This window comes from Streptomyces sp. NPDC031497, from assembly GCF_055580905.1.
On sequence record NZ_JBVIKO010000007.1, the window covers coordinates 231,929 to 248,297 of the forward strand.

The window sequence follows — 16,369 nt, forward strand, 5'->3', positions numbered from 1 at the left end:
CGGACGTCAGCGCTCGACGTCGCCGCGGATGAACTTCTCGACGTTCTCGCGGGCCTGGTCGTCGAAGTACTGGACCGGCGGGGACTTCATGAAGTAGCTCGACGCGGAGAGGATCGGGCCGCCGATACCGCGGTCCTTGGCGATCTTCGCGGCGCGCAGGGCGTCGATGATGACACCCGCGGAGTTCGGGGAGTCCCAGACCTCGAGCTTGTACTCCAGGTTCAGCGGGACGTCACCGAAGGCACGGCCCTCGAGGCGGACGTAGGCCCACTTGCGGTCGTCGAGCCAGGCGACGTAGTCGGACGGGCCGATGTGGACGTTCTTCTCGCCGAGGTCCCGGTCGGGGATCTGGGAGGTGACGGCCTGCGTCTTGGAGATCTTCTTGGACTCCAGGCGCTCGCGCTCGAGCATGTTCTTGAAGTCCATGTTGCCGCCGACGTTCAGCTGCATCGTGCGGTCCAGGACGACACCCCGGTCCTCGAACAGCTTGGCCATCACGCGGTGCGTGATGGTGGCGCCGACCTGCGACTTGATGTCGTCGCCGACGATCGGGACGCCCGCCTCGGTGAACTTGTCCGCCCACTCCTTGGTGCCGGCGATGAAGACCGGGAGGGCGTTGACGAAGGCGACCTTGGCGTCGATGGCGCACTGGGCGTAGAACTTCGCCGCGCTCTCGGAACCGACGGGCAGGTAGCAGACGAGGACGTCGACCTGCTTGTCCTTGAGGATCTGGACGACGTCGACCGGCTCGGCCTCGGACTCCTCGATGGTCTCGCGGTAGTACTTGCCGAGACCGTCGAGGGTGTGGCCGCGCTGGACGGTGACACCGGTGTTGGGCACGTCGCAGATCTTGATGGTGTTGTTCTCGGAGGCGCCGATGGCGTCCGCCAGGTCGAGGCCGACCTTCTTGGCGTCCACGTCGAACGCGGCGACGAACTCGATGTCCTTGACGTGGTAGTCGCCGAACTGGACGTGCATCAGCCCGGGGACCTTCGACGCCGGGTCGGCGTCCTTGTAGTACTCGACTCCCTGCACCAGCGACGCGGCGCAGTTGCCCACACCGACGACGGCTACGCGAACCGAACCCATTCCGGTTGCTCCCTGTGTGTACGAGTGAGGCCCTGAACGGGTCTCACGTGGCGGTGTCGTCGGGCGAATCCGGCCGGGGGATGTCCCCGGACCGGGGCAGGACGCCCGGCGCTCCATTGGTGGTGTTCTCCTGAGCGGACTCTCCGGAAGCGGGACCCTTCAGGTCCCGTCCGGCCCGCTCGCTCTCGATGAGCTCGTTCAGCCAGCGCACTTCGCGCTCCACGGACTCCATCCCGTGGCGCTGGAGCTCAAGCGTGTAGTCGTCGAGGCGCTCCCTGGTGCGTGCCAGCGAGGCGCGCATCTTCTCCAGGCGCTCCTCCAGCCGGCTGCGCCGGCCCTCCAGCACGCGCATCCGCACATCGCGCGAGGTCTGCCCGAAGAAGGCGAACCGTGCCGCGAAGTGCTCGTCCTCGTAGGCGTCGGGGCCGGTCTGGGAAAGGAGCTCCTCGAAATGCTCCTTACCTTCGGCCGTCAACCGGTAGACGATCTTGGCGCGGCGGCCGGCGAGCGGCGCGGCGAGGGCGTCCTCGGTGGTGTTTCCCGGTTCCTCGATCAACCAGCCGTTGGCGAGCAGCGTCTTGAGGCAGGGATAGAGCGTCCCGTAGCTGAACGCCCGGAAGACGCCCAGTGACGTGTTGAGCCGTTTCCGCAGCTCATAGCCGTGCATCGGGGATTCGCGGAGCAGGCCGAGTACGGCGAACTCAAGGATGCCGGACCGTCGGCTCATGGTCGCCCCCTCTCGTCTCTGACGCGCTTATCTCGCTCTGATGTATCGGCTCGATACATCCCGACGATAGATCGGCGATCCCGGTGCGACAAGAGGAACGACGGTGAACGGGATCACATCACCGATTCGTAGGAGGCAACTTGCCTGATTTGGGGTGAACTTCGGGGCTCGACGGGTTTTGGCGGTGCGTAGTCTGTGCGGCATGCACACCACCGGGAACCAAGTGACGCCTGGGGGGCGTCCCTGTCCCCGGTGCAGTACGGGTGAATGCAGGACCGACCACATCCGTACTTCGGGGGGACCGGAAACCAGCCGCCGTTTCCAGGCGCGCACGGGTGCGCCTGCCCGAGGAGTAATCGTTCGATGAGCGAGCACCGTCGCAAACCGCCGCAGCCGCAGGGAGGCGGACGTGCCGCGGCCCGACGCGGCCAGTCCGACCCGTCCGCCGGCCGCCGTGCGGCCCCGCGAGGCGCCACCGGGTCTCCTTCCGACTCCTATGGGTCCCGTTCCTACGGGTCGGACTCCCAGGACTCGGGGGGAGAAGAGCGCCCCTACAGCGGTCGAGCCGAGGCACGCCGGGCGGCGCAGAGAAACACCGGAGGCCGTCGCAGACCGGCCGACAACGGAAGTCGCGGTCCGGATGGTCCTGCCGGGCCGGGGCGTGGCAGAGGCCGGGCGTCGACTGCGCCCGGCAAGAAGCGCATTGTCGACTACCCCAGGGCGAACAGGTTCGGCTGGCGCCGCTGGGTCCCCTCCTGGAAGCTCGCCTCCGGCCTGTGCCTCACGTTCCTGGGCAGCCTGGTGGCGCTGGTCGGCGTCGGTTACGCCATGGTGGGCGTCCCGGACGAGAACACCGCGGCCAAGTCCCAGAACAACGTCTATTACTGGGCCGACGGCAAGCAGATGGTCGCGACGGGCACCGGCATCAACCGGCAGAACGTCACCATCGACCAGATTCCCGAGGCGATGCAGTACGCGGTGATCTCGGCGGAGAACAAGAGCTTCTACACGGACCCCGGCGTCGACTTCAAGGGCATCGCCCGCGCGCTCGTCAACATGGCCCAGGGCGGTGAGACGCAGGGTGGTTCGACGATCACCCAGCAGTTCGTCAAGAACACCTACCTCAGCCAGGACCAGACGTTCTCGCGTAAGTTCAAGGAGATGTTCATCTCCGTCAAGGTGGGCACCAAGCTCACCAAGCCGGAGATCCTTCAGGGGTACCTGAACACCTCGTACTTCGGCCGTGGGGCGTACGGCATCCAGGCCGCCGCCCAGACCTACTACGGCGTGGACGCGAATAAGCTCAAGCCGAGCCAGTGCGCTGTCCTGGCGGCCCTGCTGAAGGGCGCGACGTACTACGACCCCGCGGGCAACCAGGACATCGATACCGCGGCTTCCAAGGGCGCCAACTACAAGCGTTCACACGACCGCTGGGCCTGGATCCTCGAGGAGATGCACAAGGACCAGCACCTCACCGACGCCGAGTACCAGGAAGCGGTCAAGAAGTACCCGATGCCCCAGGGCCGCAAGGCGACCAAGGGGATGACCGGCCAGATCAGCTACCTCGCCGACACGGCCAAGAAGTACGTCCTTTCGCACTCCAAAATCACGGAGGCGCAGTTCGACCAGGGCGGCTTCCAGATCTACACGACCTTCCAGAAGGACAAGGTCAACGCGCTGACCGCGGCCGTGCAGAAGGTCCAGAAGGAGCGTCTGGACCCGAAGAACCGTGAGAAGGACAAGTACGTCCAGTTCGGTGCGGCGTCGGTGGTGCCCAAGGACGGCGCGATCGTCGCCCTGTACGGCGGCGCCGGCTACGAGAACAACCACTTCACCAACAACGCCGACACCTCGGGTGTCCCCGTCGGTTCGACGTGGAAGCCGTTCGTCCTGGCCGCGGCCATGCAGTACGGCTCGTACAAAACCTCTCCCGAAGGGGTCTCGCCGCTGAGCAAGTACAACGGCGACGACAACCTCAAGGTGCGGAAACCGGACGGCTCGTACTTCCTGAACAAGGACAACTCGATCTTCCGGCAGAGGAACGAGAGCGAATACCCCTGGGGCTACATCAGCCTGCGCAAGGCGATGGAGCAGTCGATCAACACGCCGTTCGTGCAGCTCGGCGTGGACGTCGGCATGACGAAGGTGCGGGACGTGGCCCGGGCGTCCGGGATCCTGCCGGACAGCATGTCGCAGGACCTCAACCCGTCGTTCGCCATCGGTACGTCCACCCCCAGCGCGATCCGCATGGCCGACGCCTACGCGACCTTCGCGGCCTCCGGCGAGCACACGGACCCCTACTCGGTGACCGCTGTCAAGCAGGACGGCCAGCCGCTGAGCGGCTTCTCCAAGCCCAAGGTGACCTCGGCGATGCCCGAGGACGTGGCGAACAACGTCACGGACACCCTGGAGAACGTGATCCAGAACGGTACGGGTAAGAACGCCAAGGCCCTGGGCCGTACGGCGGCGGGCAAGACCGGCACCACCGACAGCAACAAGTCGGCCTGGTTCGTCGGCTACACCCAGCAGCTGGCGACCTCGGTGGCGATGTTCCGTGAGAACCCGAAGGACGCCGAGCTGCTCTCCATGAACGGCACCGCCGGCGTGGCGTCCATCCACGGTGGTGACATCCCGACCTCGGTGTGGACCGAGTACATGACGGCGGCTCTGAAGGGCAAGAACGACCTGGGCTTCCCGAAGGCCATCAAGATCGGTGAGATCGCCGACGAGGCGGGGGCTCCTTCCCCGACTCCGACGCCCGTCATCACCCCGAGCGAGACGCCGAGTGTCACGCCCAGCATCACCCCGAGCGAGACGACCACCTCGCCGTCGCCCACGGCCACCGAGACCTGCCAGTTCACCTGGAACTGTTCCAGCGACGGCGGTACCGACACGGGCAGCACGGGAGGCACGACGTCCTCGCCGACGGCTACGGAGACGACCGGCGAAGGAGACACCAGAGGCAATGCCAACGGTGGCGGAAATCTCTTCGGTGGGCCGACGGGCTGACTGACGAGACAGAGGCCGGTGTTCGTCGCCTTCCAATGGCGACGAACACCGGCCTCTGCGTGTACCGGTCTCAGTGCAAGGACTTACCGGCTGGGTCTTTCGTGAATCCGGAAACCCATTTCGTGCGGACACTCTTCGTCGTGGAGCCCTCCGGGAGCCGTACCGCAGGGTGGTGTGCACGAGTGCTTGCGACGGAGTGTCGGCAGAACCCACGAAGAGTGCGGAACCACGAGGTATGAGGCCAAACCTTGCCGCTTTCTTCATTTGGTCCCCCAGATTTTGATGCGCCTTGGACCTGGGGGTGTATTAACCCGAAATAACAGGTGCATTCCCAGGCGGTGTGTCGTCCTCAGGTACATACGGCAGGATGGGCCCCATGCCCAGTGCAGAGACGACGCCCGCGGGCGTGCGCGAGCCGGAGCCGGTGCGGCCGACCAGGGAAGACCCGGTCGCCGCAGCCGGCAGTGAGCTGATCGGTGGCCCCATCGGGCGGCGTGCGCTGCTCGGGACGTCCTGGTGGACGCCGCTACGGGTCGTGGTCCTCGTGGCGATCGGCATGTTCGCCCTGGGCCTGATCCAGAAGGTGCCGTGCTACGACGGCGGCTGGTTCTTCGGCGCGAGTTCCCAGTACACCCACGCCTGCTACTCGGACATTCCGCACCTCTACCAGGGGCGAGGCTTCGCCGACGGTCTGGTGCCGTACTTCGACAAGCTCCCCGGTGACATGGACTACCTCGAATACCCGGTGCTCACCGGTGTGTTCATGGAGGTGGCCGCATGGCTCACGCCGGGCAGCGGCAGCATCCAGCTCCAGGAGCAGGTGTACTGGTTCGTCAACGCAGGGATGCTGATGATCTGCGCCGCCGTCATCGCGGTGTGCGTGGTCCGTACGCACCGCCGACGCCCCTGGGACGGCCTGCTGGTCGCCCTGGCGCCCGCCTTCGCGCTGACCGCCACCATCAACTGGGACCTCCTGGCGGTCGCTCTGACGGCCGCGGCGATGCTGATGTGGTCCCGGAGCCGTCCGCTCGCCTTCGGCGTCCTCCTGGGGCTTGCTACGGCCGCCAAGCTGTATCCCGTGTTCCTCCTGGGGCCGCTGTTCCTGCTGTGCTGGCGAGCGGGCAAATGGCGGGAGTTCTTCGTCGCGGCGGGCGGCACCGTCGTCGCCTGGCTCGTCGTGAACCTGCCGGTGATGATCTTCGCCTTCGACGGCTGGTCGAAGTTCTACACCTTCAGCCAGGAACGGGGCGTCGACTTCGGCTCCTTCTGGCTGATCTGGGCGCAGAACACCACCACCCCGCCCAGCACCGGCTTCGTGAACAACGCGGCGATGGCCCTGGTGGTGCTCTGCTTCCTGGGCATCGCCGCCCTGGCCCTCACCGCCCCGCGCCGGCCGCGCTTCGCCCAGCTGGCCTTCCTGGTGGTGGCGGCCTTCATCCTCACCAACAAGGTCTACTCCCCGCAGTACGTCCTGTGGCTGGTGCCGCTGGCCGTACTGGCCCGGCCCAAGTGGCGGGACTTCCTGATCTGGCAGGCGTGCGAGGTGGCGTACTTCCTGGGGATCTGGATGTACCTCGCGTACACGACCAGCGGTGACGCCCACAAGGGCCTGCCGACCCACGGCTACCACTGGGCCATCGCCGTGCACCTGCTCGGCACCCTCTACCTCTGCGCGATGGTCGTGCGCGACATCCTCATGCCCGACCGGGACGTGGTGCGCCGCGCCGGTGACGACGACCCCTCGGGCGGCGTGCTGGACGGCGCGGAGGACGTCTTCGTGCTCGGCGCGGCCGCCCGTCCCCCGCGTCATGCCGCCCCGTTCGAGGGGCCGCAGGTGGAGTGGGGCAGCCGAGCCTCCTAGGGCTGTTCGCTCTGAGCGAACAGCCCAGGCTCGGCGTACGTCCAGGACCGAAGGAAGGGGCCGTACACGGAATTCCGTGTACGGCCCCTTCCGGCGTTCTGAGAACCCGTCAGCGGTCCACGATGCGGTCGAACTGGGTGGTGGTGTGCCGCAGATGGGCCACCAGCTCGTCGCCCACCTTCGGCTCCGGGGCGTCGGTCGGCACGAACAGGATCGACACCTGCATGTGCGGCGGCTCCGCGAACCAGCGCTGCTTGCCACCCCAGACGAACGGCGAAAGATTCCGGTTCACCGTGGCCAGGCCGGCCCGTGCGACACCCTTGGCCCGCGGCATGACGCCGTGCAGGGCCTTCGGGGCCTCCAGGCCCACCCCGTGCGACGTACCGCCCGCCACGACCACCAGATAGCCGTCCGAGGCCGCCTTCTGCTGCCGGTAGCCGAACCGGTCGCCCTTGGCGACGCGGGTGACGTCCAGGACCGCCCCGCGGTACTCGGTGGCGTCGTGGTCCCCCAGCCACAGCCGGGTGCCGATCCGGGCCCGGAACCGGGTCTGCGGGAACTGCTGCTGCAGCCGGGCGAGTTCGTCGGCCTTGAGGTGGCTGACGAACATCGTGTGCAGCGGCAGCCGGGCCGCGCGCAGCCGGTCCATCCAGCCGATGACCTCCTCGACGGCGTCCGAGCCGTCGGTACGGTCCAGCGGCAGATGAATGGCGAAGCCCTCCAGGCGGACGTTCTCTATGGCGGAGTGCAGCTGCGGCAGGTCCTGCTCGCTGATGCCGTGCCGCTTCATGGTGGACATCACCTCGATGACCACGCGCGCGCCCACCAGGCCGTACACGCCGTCGATCGACGACACCGAGCGGACGACCCGGTCGGGCAGCGGCACGGGCTCCTCGCCGCGCCGGTACGGCGTCAGCACCAGCAGATCGCCGCCGAACCAGTCCTTGATGCGCGCGGCTTCGTACGTCGTACCGACAGCGAGGACGTCCGAGCCCAGACGCGTGGCCTCCTCCGCCAGGCGTTCGTGCCCGAAGCCGTAGCCGTTGCCCTTGCAGACCGGGACGAGGCCCGGGAACTGCTCCTGCACGTGCTTGTGGTGCGCCCGCCAGCGCGCGGTGTCGACGTAGAGGGTGAGCGCCATGGCCGGACCTGGAACCTTTCTGGGTGGCTGGGGAGTGCCAGAGGACTGCGGTGTGTCAGGGCTATAGAAGCACGGAGCGTGACGTCAGCGGCGCGACATGTAGATGTCGAGCGCCTTGTGGAGCAGCTTGTTCAGCGGGAAGTCCCACTCGCCGAGGTACTCGGCGGCCTGACCACCGGTGCCCACCTTGAACTGGATGAGGCCGAAGAGGTGATCCGTCTCGTCCAGCGAGTCCGAGATGCCCCGCAGGTCGTAGACGGTGGCGCCGAGCGCGTAGGCGTCGCGCAGCATCCTCCACTGCATGGCGTTCGACGGGCGCACCTCGCGGCCGATGTTGTCGGAGGCGCCGTACGAGTACCAGACGTGCCCGCCGACGATCAGCATGGTCGCCGCGGACAGGTTCACCCCGTTGTGCTGGGCGAAGTACAGTCGCATCCGGTTGGGGTCCTCGGTGTTGAGCGCCGTCCACATGCGCTGGAAGTACGACAGCGGACGCGGCCGGAAGTGGTCGCGCACCGCCGTGATCTCGTACAGCCGCTGCCATTCCTCGAGGTCGTGGTAGCCGCCTTGGACGACCTCGACGCCGGCCTTCTCGGCCTTCTTGATGTTGCGGCGCCACAGCTGGTTGAAGTTCTTGTGGACCTCTTCCAGGGAACGGTTCGCCAGCGGCACCTGGTAGACGTAGCGCGGCTGCACGTCACCGAAGCCGGCGCCGCCGTCCTCGCCCTGCTGCCAGCCCATCCGGCGCAGCTTGTCCGCCACCTCGAAGGCGCGCGGCTCGATGAAGTCGGCCTCGATGTCGCGCAGCCGCTTCACGTCCGGGTTCTGGATGCCGGCCTTGATGGAGTTGGCCTCCCAGCGCCGGATGATCACCGGCGGGCCCATCTTCACGGAGAACGCGCCCTGCTGCTTGAGGTGGGCCAGCATCGGCTGGATCCACTCGTCGAGATTCGGCGCGAACCAGTTGATGACCGGACCCTCGGGGAGGTACGCGAGGTAGCGCTTGATCTTGGGCAGCTGGCGGTACAGCACCAGGCCCGCGCCGACCATCTCGCCGGTGCGGTCGTCGAACCAGCCGAGGTTCTCCGAACGCCACTCCGCCTTGACATCCGCCCAGGCCGGGACCTGCATGTGGCTAGCAGCCGGCAGGCTCTGGATGTATGCCAGATGCTGTTCGCGGCTGATGGTCCGCAGGGTCAGGCTCATGTCGGGGCGCTCCTCGGGCTGGTGTGTCCCCATGGGTACAGGGGCTCCGGCTCTCGCGCCGAAGCCTACTGCGCCTCGCTCGCGGCCCGACTGGGCGTACACCACCTACGCCCCGGCTCCGGTGCGGCGGGGGCGTAGGCGGTGGTGCGTGAGGTGCCGGAGGCCTACCCGAACAGGCCGCCGTGCGCCATGCCGATGAAGAAGCCGATGCCCGAGGCACCGAGACCCAGGATCAGACCGAAGCGCTCGCGTGTGGTGATCGAGACCCACTGCCCGTACAGGCCGGTGAAGATGCCGATCAGACCGGTCCATGAGCTGAGCAGGTGCAGGCTGTGGAAGAACGCCGTGATGAAGGCGATCAGCCCGAGCGCCAGGGTCACTGCCATCAGCGAGTCCTGGAGCGGATGGGTCTTGCCGTCGGTGGCGAACAGGGATCCGGCGGTGTTGGGTCGCAATGCCTGTGCCATAGGGCACCTCCTGCGGAAGGCGGCGCATCGTAGCGCCGTACACACCCGATGTGTACAGATTGAGGGTCCCGGCGGCCGGATTTCAACCGGAAGCAGGTGTGCGGGTAGTCTGTACCGTCTGCACCGGTGTCTGCCCAGGCCCGCGGCCGGGGATCCCGAGGGAAGCCCCCCGCATGTCAGTGGCGGCCGATACCGTTGCGCACGCATCACAACCCTCCTGCCACGGAACGACCGTGGCCGCTGAGTCCAAAGGAGGTGGGTTCCACATGCGTCACTACGAGGTGATGGTCATCCTCGACCCCGATCTGGAGGAGCGCGCTGTCGCCCCCCTGATCGAGAACTTCCTCTCCGTCGTCCGTGAGGGCAACGGAAAGGTCGAGAAGGTCGACACCTGGGGCCGTCGTCGTCTCTCGTACGAGATCAAGAAGAAGCCCGAGGGCATCTACTCGGTCATCGACCTGCAGGCCGAGCCTGCGGTCGTGAAGGAGCTCGACCGCCAGATGAACCTGAACGAGTCGGTCCTCCGGACCAAGGTCCTCCGTCCCGAGACCCACTGAGCTCCCAGCTCAGCTGATCTCGGGCTTCGAGTAGCAGCAAGCAGCCAGCAGCAAACCCGCCGAGAGGTTCCCCCATGGCAGGCGAGACCGTCATCACGGTCGTCGGCAATCTTGTCGATGACCCCGAGCTGCGCTTCACCCCGTCCGGTGCGGCGGTCGCGAAGTTCCGCGTCGCGTCCACTCCCCGCACCTTCGACCGCCAGACGAACGAGTGGAAGGACGGCGAAAGCCTCTTTCTGACCTGCTCGGTCTGGCGTCAGGCGGCGGAGAACGTCGCCGAGTCGCTCCAGCGAGGCATGCGCGTCATCGTGCAGGGCCGGCTGAAGCAGCGGTCCTACGAGGACCGTGAGGGTGTCAAGCGCACGGTCTACGAGCTGGACGTCGAGGAAGTCGGCGCCAGCCTGCGGAACGCCACGGCCAAGGTCACCAAGACCGCCGCTGGTGGCGGCCGCGGTGGCCAGGGCGGCGGTTTCGGCGGCGGCGGCGGCCAGGGTGGCGGCAGCTGGGGCGGCGGCTCCGGCGGCGCCCAGCAAGGCGGCGCTCCCAACGACGACCCCTGGGCCTCCGGCACTCCCGCCGGCGGCGGCAACCAGGGCGGCGGCGGTTGGGGCGGCGGCTCCGGCAACAGCGGCGGCGGTGGCGGCGGCTACTCGGACGAGCCCCCCTTCTAGGGACAACGGGCTCGCATCCCCACTTCTTGATCACACAGGAGAAACACCATGGCGAAGCCGCCTGTGCGCAAGCCTAAGAAGAAGGTCTGCGCGTTCTGCAAGGACAAGGTCCAGTACGTGGACTACAAGGACACGAACATGCTGCGGAAGTTCATTTCCGACCGCGGCAAGATCCGTGCCCGCCGCGTGACCGGCAACTGCACGCAGCATCAGCGTGACGTCGCCACGGCCGTCAAGAACAGCCGTGAGATGGCGCTGCTGCCCTACACGTCCACCGCGCGATAAGGGAAGGGTGACCGACACATGAAGATCATCCTCACCCACGAGGTCTCTGGCCTCGGTGCCGCCGGCGACGTCGTCGACGTCAAGGACGGCTACGCTCGCAACTACCTGATCCCGCGGAAGTTCGCTATCCGCTGGACCAAGGGTGGCGAGAAGGACGTCGAGCAGATCCGTCGTGCTCGCAAGATCCACGAGATCCAGACCATTGAGCAGGCCAACTCCGTGAAGGCCCAGCTCGAGGGTGTCAAGGTCCGTCTGGCCGTCCGCTCCGGCGACGCCGGTCGTCTCTTCGGTTCCGTCACCCCGGCCGACGTCGCCTCGGCGATCAAGGCTTCCGGTGGCCCCGAGGTCGACAAGCGCCGTATCGAGCTGGGCGCGCCGATCAAGACGCTGGGCGCCCACGAGACGTTCGTGCGTCTGCACCCCGAGGTTGCCGCCAAGGTCAACATCGAGGTCGTCGCGGCCTGACGCTGCGCTCGGCTTGAGCAGTAGCTGAAAGGGGCCGTACCCGTGAGGGTGCGGCCCCTTTGGCTTGCCGACGATGAGGTCGGGCGGCGGGTGTTTCACGTGAAACATGGCGGCTCGCGGTGTTTCACGTTTCACGTGAAACAGTCGATGGACCGTGCTCGTCAGCCGTCAGCGCGTTGCGCCGGTCACGATCCAGTGGCCCGAGCGGGTCCGCAGCCAGAGGGTCAGCATCCGCGTGGCCATCATCAGGGTCATGGCTCCCCAGAGCGCCGTGAGCCCGCCGCCGAAGGTGGGGACCAGGAGCGCCACCGGTGTGAAGACGGCGAGGGTCACAACCATGGCTCTGGCGAGATAGGGCCCGTCTCCCGCACCCATCAGCACGCCGTCGAGGACGAAGACCACGCCGGAGATCGGCTGGGAGAGCGCCACGATGAGCAGTGCGGGCAGGGCGATGTCCTCCACGGTCGGATCGCTGGTGAACAGCGGGAGGAAGAGCGGTCGGGCAGCCACCACGAGCAGGCCCAGAACGACCCCGGTGGCGATGCCCCACTGGACCATGCGCCGACAGGCCTCACGGGCGCCGGCAGTGTCGCCGGCACCGAGATAGCGGCCGATGATGGCCTGCCCGGCGATCGCTATCGCGTCCAGGGCGAAGGCCAGCAGGCTCCACAGGGACAACACGATCTGGTGTGCCGCGATATCGGCGTCGCCCAGCCGGGCCGCGACAGCTGTGGCGATCATGAGGACAGCCCTGAGCGAGAGCGTCCGGACGAGAAGAGGCACGCCGGCCTGTGCCGAAGCGCGAATCCCGGCGATGTCGGGGCGAAGGGACGCCCCGTGCCTGCGGGCTCCCCGTACGACGACGGTCAGATAGACGGCCGCCATCCCGCACTGGGCGATGACGGTGCCCCAGGCGGACCCGGCGATGCCCAGTCCGGCACCGTAGACGAGCCCGGCGTTCAGCCCGGCGTTGGCGACGAAGCCCGCGACGGCGACGTACAGGGGGGTCCGGGTGTCCTGGAGGCCACGCAGGACGCCGGTGGCGGCGAGCACCACCAGCATGGCCGGGATCCCCAGTGAGGAGATCCTGAGGTAGGTCGTCGCGTAAGGTGCCGCGGTGGCCGAAGCTCCGAAGGCGTCCACGATGCCGGGGGCCAGGGGCAGGACGACGGTGATGACGCCGGCACCGAGCAGCAGCGCCAGCCAGATGCCGTCCATGCCCTGGCGGATGGCCGCCTGGAGATCGCCGGCGCCGACCCGGCGGGCGACCGTCGCCGTGGTGGCGTAGGCGAGAAAGACGAAGACGCTCACGGCGGTGGTGAGGAGCGCCGAGGCGACGCCGAGACCGGCGAGCTGTGCAGTGCCGAGATGGCCGACGATCGCGCTGTCGGCCATGACGAAAAGTGGCTCGGCTACGAGTGCGCCGAAGGCCGGGACGGCCAGTGCGACGATCTCTCGGTCGTGCCGCCGGCGGGTGGCTTCGGGGATCGCGGGAGCCTGTGACATGGGCGCTAATCTAATCGTCCACAGGTAAGAGATGCAATTACTTACTGACCCTTACTGAGTCTTGTGTGGTCCGCGCTGTCGCGCGTCGTTCGAAGCGATCTTGATCCGACTGGGAAAGTTTTTCTTCTGCACAGCCGGTGGATGGGAAAGGCGCAGGTCAGGGCTGGTTGTGGAGAGAGATCGAGGGCTTGTTCACAGGGCTGTCCACCGCGTCGTGCACAGGTTTTGGGAGGTTCTCCACAGCATACGGGCCGTCGTCCACATGGCCTGTGGATAACCAGATTGGCTGACGGTGCCCGCGGGCCTACCGTGGTGCCGCGCCCGCTCCTCCTTATGGCCTCGGAAACCTCACAAAACCGACGCGTCCAGAACCGGAATGGGGCGCCTTGGTTTGTCAGTGCCGTGCCGTAGAAATGAGGCCACGGCGAGGTCCGCCGGGCGGACGGGAGGAGGTGGCTCGGTGAGTATTTCCGAGCCCTTGGACGATCCGTGGGCCGAGGCCGGTCCCAGTGATCGTCTGCCCGCCTCCCGTGGACGCGGTGAGGGCGGCCGAGGGCGGGACGACCGGCACGACCGGGGCCGGGACAGCGGCGACTGGGACGGCGGAGGTTCCACCTTCGAGCGAGTCCCCCCGCAGGACCTGGACGCCGAACAGTCCGTGCTCGGCGGCATGCTGCTGTCCAAGGACGCCATCGCCGATGTCGTGGAGATCCTCAAGGGCCACGACTTCTACAAGCCGGCGCACGAGACGATCTACCAGGCGATCCTCGACATCTATGCCAAGGGTGAGCCGGCCGACCCCATCACCATCGCCGCCGAGCTCACCAAGCGCGGCGAGATCAACAAGGTCGGCGGGGCCTCCTATCTGCACACCCTCGTCCAGACGGTGCCGACGGCGGCGAACGCCGAGTACTACGCGGAGATCGTCCACGAGCGGGCCGTGCTGCGCCGTCTTGTCGAGGCCGGGACCCGCATCACGCAGATGGGATACGCGGCCGACGGCGACATCGACGAGATCGTCAACAGCGCCCAGGCGGAGATCTACGCGGTCACCGAGCAGCGGACCAGCGAGGACTATCTGCCGCTCGGCGACATCATGGAGGGCGCTCTCGACGAGATCGAGGCGATCGGCTCCCGTACCGGCGAGATGACCGGCGTGCCCACCGGTTTCACGGACCTGGACTCGCTCACCAACGGCCTCCACCCGGGCCAGATGATCGTCATCGCCGCGCGTCCCGCCATGGGTAAGTCCACTCTGGCGCTGGACTTCGCCCGTGCCGCGTCGATCAAGCACAACCTGCCCAGCGTGATCTTCTCCCTCGAAATGGGCCGCAACGAGATCGCGATGCGTCTGTTGTCGGCCGAGGCCCGGGTCGCCCTGCACCACATGCGTTCCGGCACGATGACCGACGACGATTGGACCCGGCTCGCCCGTCGGATGCCGGACGTCTCGGCCGCACCGCTCTACATCGACGACTCCCCGAACCTGTCGATGATGGAGATCCGCGCCAAGTGCCGCCGGCTCAAGCAGCGCAACGACATCAAGCTCGTGATCATCGACTATCTGCAGCTGATGCAGTCCGGGTCCAAGCGTTCCGAGAGCCGTCAGCAGGAGGTCTCGGACATGTCCCGAAACCTCAAGCTGCTCGCCAAGGAGCTGGAGGTCCCGGTGATCGCGCTCTCACAGCTCAACCGTGGTCCCGAGCAGCGCACCGACAAGAAGCCGATGGTGTCCGACCTGCGTGAGTCCGGCTCCATCGAGCAGGACGCCGACATGGTCATCCTGCTCCACCGCGAGGACGCCTACGAGAAGGAGTCACCGCGCGCCGGCGAGGCGGACATCATCGTCGGCAAGCACCGAAACGGCCCGACCGCGACGATCACCGTGGCCTTCCAGGGCCACTACTCCCGTTTCGTGGACATGGCACAGACCTGATCCGCGCCACCGAAATGGACTCGACGCGGCTCTGCCCACCAGGTGGACTGGGTGCATGACGAGAATTCAGGAAGAGCTGCTCCCCACCACCCGGCGGGCTCTGCTGCATCGGATCGCCGTCGCCCAGGCCGAGGGACGGGCACCGTCACTGGTGGCGACGGTCGTGCGGGGCGGCCGGGTCGTCTGGCACGGGGCGCGAAGCTCGGTGGACGGCCACGGACCCGACGAGAACGTGCAGTACCGGATCGGATCGATCACCAAGACGTTCACGGCCGTTCTGGTGCTCCGGCTGCGCGACGAAGGGCTGCTCGATCTCGGCGATCCACTGGAGAAGCATCTGCCGGGCACCGGCGCGGGGGAGGTGACGATCGCCGAACTCCTCGCGCACACAGGGGGGCTGGCGGCCGAGGCCCCCGCGCCCTGGTGGGAGCGCACCCCTGGCTCGCTGCGGCCGGAGCTCAGTGATGTCCTCGGTGAGCAGCCCTTCCTGCACCCCGTCGGCCGTCGGTTCCACTACTCCAACCCCGGCTACACCCTGCTTGGCGCCCTGGTCGAGGAACTCCGCGGTGCCCCCTGGGAGGAGGTACTCCGGGGGGAGGTGCTCGAACCGTTGGGCCTCGACCGTACGAGCGCCCAGCCACGGGCGCCGCACGCGGGCGGGTGGGCAGTGCATCCCTGGGCCGACGCGATGCTCCCGGAGCCACTGGAGGACCTCGGCCGGATGGCACCGGCAGGACAGCTCTGGTCGACCACCGGCGACCTGGCCCGCTTCGCCGTGTTCCTGGCGGCCGGCGACGACCGGGTCCTCAGCGCGGAGTCCGTACGGGAGATGCGCATCCCGGCGGCTCCCGCCGAGCCCGCCGATGTGCTGGACGGCGCCACCTACGGCCTCGGTCTCCAGGTCCAGCGACGCAACGGCCGACTGCTGATCGGGCACTCCGGCTCGCTGCCCGGCTTCCTGGCCAGCCTCACCATCAACGTGGACGACGACGTGGCGGCCGTGGTGCTCGCGAACTGCACCTCGGGTCCGCTGCTGTCCGCCGTCGGCGCCGATCTCGTCCGTATCGTCGCGGAAGCCGAACCTCGCATCCCCGAGCCATGGCGGCCCCTGGCCCAAGTCGAGCCGTCTGTTCTGGAATTGGCGGGCCAGTGGTACTGGGGCACGCACGCCTTCGCACTGCAGGTGACGGCCGATGGACTGGTCTCGCTGGGACCGTTGTCGAAGGCCGGCCGCCGTGCGCGTTTCCGGGCCAACGGTGACGGCACCTGGACCGGCCTTGAGGGCTACTACGCCGGAGAGCTTCTACAGCCCGTACGGCGGCCGGACGGCACCGTGAGCCACCTGGACCTCGGTTCGTTCGTGTTCACGCGTCAGCCGTACGAGGAGACGGCTCCTGTCCCCGGTGGAGTGGACCCCGAGGGGTGGCGGGGGATCGGTTAGTCGGGCCG

The 16,369-nt window shown here is 67.5% G+C and carries 14 protein-coding genes; 8 read left to right on the forward strand and 6 right to left on the reverse strand.

The annotated features are described in order from the left end of the window. Positions 1-6: 6 nt before the first annotated feature. Both ACZ5K7_RS17040 and ACZ5K7_RS17045 read right to left on the reverse strand, forming a co-directional pair. Positions 7-1,089 carry an inositol-3-phosphate synthase gene (locus ACZ5K7_RS17040; protein WP_351695835.1) on the reverse strand — a complete coding sequence of 361 codons (1,083 nt, stop codon included), beginning with the start codon at positions 1,087-1,089 and terminating at the stop codon, positions 7-9. 43 nt (positions 1,090-1,132) lie between these two features. Beyond that, entirely contained in the window at positions 1,133-1,816 is a 684-nt protein-coding gene (locus tag ACZ5K7_RS17045; RefSeq protein ID WP_351695833.1) for a PadR family transcriptional regulator, read from the reverse strand. A gap of 363 nt (positions 1,817-2,179) precedes the next feature. On the opposite strand from ACZ5K7_RS17045, the gene ACZ5K7_RS17050 reads away from it, so the two are divergent. Then, on the forward strand, positions 2,180-4,825 hold the full coding sequence (locus ACZ5K7_RS17050; protein ID WP_468914266.1) for a transglycosylase domain-containing protein: 2,646 nt from the start codon (positions 2,180-2,182) through the stop codon (positions 4,823-4,825). 376 nt (positions 4,826-5,201) lie between these two features. After that, on the forward strand, positions 5,202-6,686 hold the full coding sequence (locus ACZ5K7_RS17055) for a glycosyltransferase family 87 protein (protein ID WP_468914268.1): 1,485 nt from the start codon (positions 5,202-5,204) through the stop codon (positions 6,684-6,686). Positions 6,687-6,795: 109 nt separating this feature from the next. Here ACZ5K7_RS17055 and ACZ5K7_RS17060 read toward each other — a convergent pair whose 3' ends face one another. From ACZ5K7_RS17060 to ACZ5K7_RS17070, 3 genes are all read right to left on the reverse strand, one after another. Beyond that, complete coding sequence (locus tag ACZ5K7_RS17060) at positions 6,796-7,827, reverse strand: alanine racemase (RefSeq protein ID WP_468914271.1); 1,032 nt, start codon at positions 7,825-7,827, stop codon at positions 6,796-6,798. Positions 7,828-7,911: 84 nt separating this feature from the next. Beyond that, entirely contained in the window at positions 7,912-9,033 is a 1,122-nt protein-coding gene (femX, locus tag ACZ5K7_RS17065; protein WP_351695823.1) for a peptidoglycan bridge formation glycyltransferase FemX, read from the reverse strand. A 164-nt stretch (positions 9,034-9,197) separates the two neighbouring features. Continuing rightward, complete coding sequence (locus ACZ5K7_RS17070; protein WP_351695821.1) at positions 9,198-9,500, reverse strand: hypothetical protein; 303 nt, start codon at positions 9,498-9,500, stop codon at positions 9,198-9,200. 266 nt (positions 9,501-9,766) lie between these two features. Between ACZ5K7_RS17070 and rpsF the strand changes: the two genes are divergently transcribed. The 4 genes from rpsF to rplI all read left to right on the forward strand — a co-directional run bounded on the left by rpsF (position 9,767) and on the right by rplI (position 11,478). Then, entirely contained in the window at positions 9,767-10,057 is a 291-nt protein-coding gene (gene rpsF / locus ACZ5K7_RS17075; protein ID WP_005482942.1) for a 30S ribosomal protein S6, read from the forward strand. Between the two features lie 74 nt (positions 10,058-10,131). After that, the gene (locus ACZ5K7_RS17080; protein ID WP_468914276.1) at positions 10,132-10,728 is read left to right on the forward strand and encodes a single-stranded DNA-binding protein; all 597 of its coding nucleotides are present in this window, start codon (positions 10,132-10,134) and stop codon (positions 10,726-10,728) included. A 48-nt stretch (positions 10,729-10,776) separates the two neighbouring features. Further along, a complete protein-coding gene (rpsR, locus tag ACZ5K7_RS17085) occupies positions 10,777-11,013 on the forward strand; it encodes a 30S ribosomal protein S18 (protein ID WP_006381652.1) in 237 nt (78 codons plus the stop codon). Between the two features lie 18 nt (positions 11,014-11,031). Next, a complete protein-coding gene (gene rplI, locus ACZ5K7_RS17090) occupies positions 11,032-11,478 on the forward strand; it encodes a 50S ribosomal protein L9 (RefSeq protein WP_351695817.1) in 447 nt (148 codons plus the stop codon). 168 nt (positions 11,479-11,646) lie between these two features. Here the strand turns inward: rplI and ACZ5K7_RS17095 are convergent, their stop codons facing one another. After that, positions 11,647-12,984, reverse strand: a complete 1,338-nt coding sequence (locus ACZ5K7_RS17095; protein ID WP_468914280.1) for an MATE family efflux transporter — start codon at positions 12,982-12,984, stop codon at positions 11,647-11,649. A gap of 460 nt (positions 12,985-13,444) precedes the next feature. On the opposite strand from ACZ5K7_RS17095, the gene dnaB reads away from it, so the two are divergent. Together dnaB and ACZ5K7_RS17105 are read left to right on the forward strand one after the other, a co-directional pair. Then, positions 13,445-14,920 carry a replicative DNA helicase gene (dnaB, locus tag ACZ5K7_RS17100; protein WP_351695813.1) on the forward strand — a complete coding sequence of 492 codons (1,476 nt, stop codon included), beginning with the start codon at positions 13,445-13,447 and terminating at the stop codon, positions 14,918-14,920. 55 nt (positions 14,921-14,975) lie between these two features. Next, the gene (locus ACZ5K7_RS17105) at positions 14,976-16,361 is read left to right on the forward strand and encodes a serine hydrolase domain-containing protein (protein ID WP_468914284.1); all 1,386 of its coding nucleotides are present in this window, start codon (positions 14,976-14,978) and stop codon (positions 16,359-16,361) included. Positions 16,362-16,369 lie beyond the last annotated feature (8 nt).

Excerpts from the sequence above, each read along its gene's own strand:
- ACZ5K7_RS17080 (WP_468914276.1), top strand. The coding sequence starts at position 10,132 with ATGGCAGGCGAGACCGTCATCACGGTCGTCGGCAATCTTGTCGATGAC.
- femX (WP_351695823.1), bottom strand. The coding sequence starts at position 9,033 with ATGAGCCTGACCCTGCGGACCATCAGCCGCGAACAGCATCTGGCATAC.
- ACZ5K7_RS17105 (WP_468914284.1), top strand. The coding sequence starts at position 14,976 with ATGACGAGAATTCAGGAAGAGCTGCTCCCCACCACCCGGCGGGCTCTG.
- ACZ5K7_RS17095 (WP_468914280.1), bottom strand. The coding sequence starts at position 12,984 with ATGTCACAGGCTCCCGCGATCCCCGAAGCCACCCGCCGGCGGCACGAC.
- ACZ5K7_RS17050 (WP_468914266.1), top strand. The coding sequence starts at position 2,180 with ATGAGCGAGCACCGTCGCAAACCGCCGCAGCCGCAGGGAGGCGGACGT.
- ACZ5K7_RS17070 (WP_351695821.1), bottom strand. The coding sequence starts at position 9,500 with ATGGCACAGGCATTGCGACCCAACACCGCCGGATCCCTGTTCGCCACC.
- ACZ5K7_RS17040 (WP_351695835.1), bottom strand. The coding sequence starts at position 1,089 with ATGGGTTCGGTTCGCGTAGCCGTCGTCGGTGTGGGCAACTGCGCCGCG.
- rpsR (WP_006381652.1), top strand. The coding sequence starts at position 10,777 with ATGGCGAAGCCGCCTGTGCGCAAGCCTAAGAAGAAGGTCTGCGCGTTC.
- ACZ5K7_RS17060 (WP_468914271.1), bottom strand. The coding sequence starts at position 7,827 with ATGGCGCTCACCCTCTACGTCGACACCGCGCGCTGGCGGGCGCACCAC.
- rpsF (WP_005482942.1), top strand. The coding sequence starts at position 9,767 with ATGCGTCACTACGAGGTGATGGTCATCCTCGACCCCGATCTGGAGGAG.
- ACZ5K7_RS17055 (WP_468914268.1), top strand. The coding sequence starts at position 5,202 with ATGCCCAGTGCAGAGACGACGCCCGCGGGCGTGCGCGAGCCGGAGCCG.
- ACZ5K7_RS17045 (WP_351695833.1), bottom strand. The coding sequence starts at position 1,816 with ATGAGCCGACGGTCCGGCATCCTTGAGTTCGCCGTACTCGGCCTGCTC.
- rplI (WP_351695817.1), top strand. The coding sequence starts at position 11,032 with ATGAAGATCATCCTCACCCACGAGGTCTCTGGCCTCGGTGCCGCCGGC.